The sequence below is a fragment of the Bacillus sp. AM 13(2015) genome (genome assembly GCF_001518755.1).
In the GTDB taxonomy this organism is placed as follows: domain Bacteria; phylum Bacillota; class Bacilli; order Bacillales; family Bacillaceae; genus Bacillus; species Bacillus safensis.
The window spans coordinates 1-3,782 of the sequence record NZ_LKCP01000007.1 but is presented as its reverse complement, the minus strand read 5'-3'; the positions used below and the strand labels follow the sequence as shown (position 1 = coordinate 3,782).

Here is a 3,782-nt window from a genome sequence, read left to right as displayed (position 1 = left end):
ATGAGGCTTCCTCCCTTTCATCACGGCCAAGAACAACGTTAATATATGTTAATTTTACCATAAAAAAACAACCATCATCTCCTTTTGTGCGATGGTTTCGGTTTTTTATCTATATCTTTTCTTTCCAAGCCTTTAAGAAGCGCTCAATGACTTGTAATTCATCCTCATGAAACTGATGGAGAAATTCTAAATAGGACGTGACGGCTTTATCATGTAGTTCATCATGCAACGCAGCCAATTGCTGCCCTTCCTCTGTCAAAAAATAATAGACAGATTTCTTATCCCCTTGCCGGTGACAATAGTCCACCATGCCTTTTTCAATTAGTTTTTTCACGGCCTTTGTAATTGCTGGCTTTGATAGTTTCAGTTGTTGAGATAGAAATGTATTATTTGATTCGTTTGGATTGGCTTGAATCATGGATAAAATGTGAAGCTGTGTGAGTGTCCATTCTTGTTTGAGTGTATCAGTCGTGGTAATCAGTGGGTCTGTTGGATCATTCCGTCTCTTTTCCCTATGCATAATCAGATCTTGAATCGCTTTTAATACAATCTGCTCTTTTGTTTCCATCTGAACCTCCACTCTTAACTGGTTAATAAAATGGTACTAATAATTTAGAAAGGAGTCAAAAGAAATGTCGACGCGAGTAAAATAATAGGTCAACAGACCCGAAAATTACATATGTACTTTTTTACTAGATTCCCCTCATCCTGTCACATGCTATAATCATGGGGATGTCATCCAATTTATCATAATGAAAAGGTGAGCTAAATGAAACCCGAACAACAAATGGCCATCCGCCAATTAGAAGAAAAGATACACCTGTTTTCTTCTGCTGTGAACGGAACCTTTCTCGCAACTGACGATTTCGTTCTATCCAATACTCATATATCGACTGACACGTTCAATTTGCTCTTACCCACATCAGCTCAAATCCAAGATCCGAAAAAAGTGAAAGCAGCCATTGAACACATGCGGTCACAGAAACTCATCTTCAGCACATGGATCGATCACCATTTACTCCATCCTGATTGGGCTGACTTATTGAAGGAATATGAGCTTCAAGATGTCGAACGCAATACCATCATGATGCTTGAGCATACAGGTGATATTGATCCAGTCACACCCTCATCACTTACAATCAAGGAAGTACTTGATGAGCAGACACTCTTTGATTACAAACATATCTTTATTGAACTATTCAAAGGGTCGACTGAGGCCGCCGCCTTAGAAGTTTATTTCCAGCGTTTTTCGATTGAAGCATTACACTCAAAAGCCCGCATGTTCGTGGGATATGAACACCATAAGCCGGTCACAACAGGCTTATTATTCGAGACAAACGACAGCTACGGTATTTATGATGTCATAACAAGGGCAGAACACCGCGGAAAAGGACTTGGCAGTGACATGTTTCATTACCTTCTAACCCAGACAGAGAATAAACAAAAGTGTGTCATCTTACAAGCATCAGCGGACGGCAAAAATATTTACCAACGTGCCGGCTTCCAACCAATCAGCGAAATGGCCGTTTTTGAATAGAATGGTATTTTGAATTTGAAATGAACATAAAAAAGCTGCCTATCTTTAGGCAGCTTTAGATTGTTGACAAAGGGCTAAAATGATCTTGATTTTAGCCCTTTGTCTTCTATTCAGCATGATGCTGACGATCCATATAAAGCGGCGGTCTCTTAAGCGAAATCACCGCACAGCTAAAGGCAATCAGTACAAACACAGCACCGAATTTAGCCAGATCAACAGATGAACCTGTCATCGTAAACATGACTCCGCCAACCGCTGATCCAATCGAAATGCCGATTTGCAAGGCCGATGTATTTAAGCTCTGCTGAATATCCGACGTGACCGGATCTGTTTGAATCAAATAGCTCTGCAAAGCAGGCGTCAATGCCCAGCTGAGCGCACCCCAAAGGACAACCATCACCATAAAGAGCGCGAACACACCCGCTGTATAAGGAATGGTAAACATGACAACCGCAAACGCTATTGTCACAAGCAAAATGGCTTTCCCTGAACCCAGTCTGTCACTCAGCCAGCCGCCAAACCCATTCCCGCCTATAGACGCAAGCCCGAAGACCAAATAACAAATACTAATCCAAAACGGGGTCATATGCAGAACTTCCATCAGAAATGGCGTGAAATAAGAATAAAGCATATAATGTCCTGCAAGCATAAACAAACTAATCAGGTGTGCACTAAAAATTTTCGGATGCCCTAAAGAGCGAATCTGCTCTCTAAGAGGCGTCACTTTTTCAACAGGCATTTTTTCCAATAGAAAATAGATCAGCACCATCGATATGGCAGAAAGAATACTGATTCCTAAAAACATCACTCTCCAGCCAAAGCTCTCTGTAATAAAAATACCGATCGGTACACCGAGAACAAGTGAAGAACTAATTCCTATAAAAATCAGCCCTAAAGCCTTCGCGCGATGCGCTGGTTCCACTAATTTGGCAGTGATCGTCAAAGATAACACCACCACAAGCGCTGTGCTCATTGCGATCAATACCCGTGAGATCATCACAAGGGCAAAGGTCGAACTAAAATAAGTGAACACATTTCCTAATGTAAACACCAATAACGCGATTAAATAAAGACGCTTTCGTTCGATTTTGGCTGTGGCGGTCAGCAGCACGGGTGCTGAAATGGCATACACAATCGCAAATACCGTAATGAGCTGCCCCGCTGTTGCCAGAGACACATTCAAATCCTCCGCAAGGCTTGGCAGAATGCCCCCGACCACAAGCTCAACTAATCCAACCGCAAAAGTAGAAACGGCTAATAAATATACTCTCCAGTTCATGTCTAACATCCCTTCTCTCTATATCATCGCTTTCACTTTTGATACAGGGTGCAGACAAACAAAAAAACCCTGATTACAAAAAAGGAAAGCGCGCTTTTGTAATCAGGATTTATCGGATCCTGGTAGAAACCCTCAAACCATATTATTGAGGTTATACAAGTCTATTTTTTTCTTCAAATATATTAGCATAGCCTTTCATAACTCGCAAGCTGTAAAAATAGAAAAATACTGCCATTCCAATCCTTAAGCAAAAGGCGCCAAAAAGGCAATCAGAACAACTTGCTTTCTCCTTCATTTACAGGTAAACTGATGAAAAATCAACGAACAAGGATCAACGTAGATCTGGAATAGTAGCTTGAATCGATCTTTAACAGAGAGGGAACGGTGCTGAGAAGTTCCTACTGACATCTTCAAGTGAACCTGCCGATTTAGTTCTGTTTCATACAGCGGTTCATACCGTTATCATGAATTGAGTGTAAAGCTGTGCTTTAAATTAGGGTGGTACCACCAGGAATGGTCCCTAACTTAAAGTACAGCTTTTTGTTTTTTAAAAAGGAGGAACCTGCAATGTCAAAGAAACAATTTGTTGAGAAAATTACAAGCATGGAAGACGACTTTGCCCAATGGTATACAGATGTTGTCACAAAGGCGCGGCTCGTCGATTATTCAAGCGTGAGAGGCAGTATGATCATTCAGCCGTACGGCTTTAAAATCTGGGAGAATATTCGCGACGAACTTGACCGCCAGATTAAAGAAACGGGTCATGAGAATGTCTATATGCCGCTCTTTATCCCAGAGAGCCTGCTGCAGCAGAAAAGATCATATCGAGGCTTTGCTCCTGAAGTGGCGTGGGTCACACATGGCGGTGAATCCGAATTACAAGAAAGGCTCTGCGTCAGACCAACCTCTGAAGTGCTGTTCGCTGAGCATTATAAAAACATTATTCATTCCTACCGCGATTTACCC

The 3,782-nt window shown here is 41.6% G+C and carries 3 protein-coding genes, 1 pseudogene, 1 riboswitch and 1 other annotated feature; of the genes and pseudogenes, 2 read left to right on the top strand and 2 right to left on the bottom strand.

The genetic code is table 11. The features are described 5' to 3' along the window. Positions 1-109 precede the first annotated feature (109 nt). Positions 110-568 (bottom strand): MarR family transcriptional regulator, encoded by a 459-nt coding sequence (locus tag AOQ70_RS01210; protein WP_059374571.1) that lies wholly within the window; start codon positions 566-568, stop codon positions 110-112. 201 nt (positions 569-769) lie between these two features. Between AOQ70_RS01210 and AOQ70_RS01205 the strand changes: the two genes are divergently transcribed. Continuing rightward, positions 770-1,537, top strand: a complete 768-nt coding sequence (locus tag AOQ70_RS01205) for a GNAT family N-acetyltransferase (protein ID WP_058837233.1) — start codon at positions 770-772, stop codon at positions 1,535-1,537. 106 nt (positions 1,538-1,643) lie between these two features. Here the strand turns inward: AOQ70_RS01205 and AOQ70_RS01200 are convergent, their stop codons facing one another. Next, positions 1,644-2,816 (bottom strand): MFS transporter, encoded by a 1,173-nt coding sequence (locus AOQ70_RS01200; protein WP_039176133.1) that lies wholly within the window; start codon positions 2,814-2,816, stop codon positions 1,644-1,646. 79 nt (positions 2,817-2,895) lie between these two features. Then, positions 2,896-2,995: riboswitch (purine riboswitch) on the bottom strand. A gap of 149 nt (positions 2,996-3,144) precedes the next feature. Next, positions 3,145-3,341 (top strand) — a binding site (T-box leader). A gap of 42 nt (positions 3,342-3,383) precedes the next feature. Here AOQ70_RS01200 and AOQ70_RS01195 point away from each other — a divergent pair. Further along, positions 3,384-3,782, top strand: a pseudogene (locus AOQ70_RS01195) (proline--tRNA ligase); the annotation flags it as partial.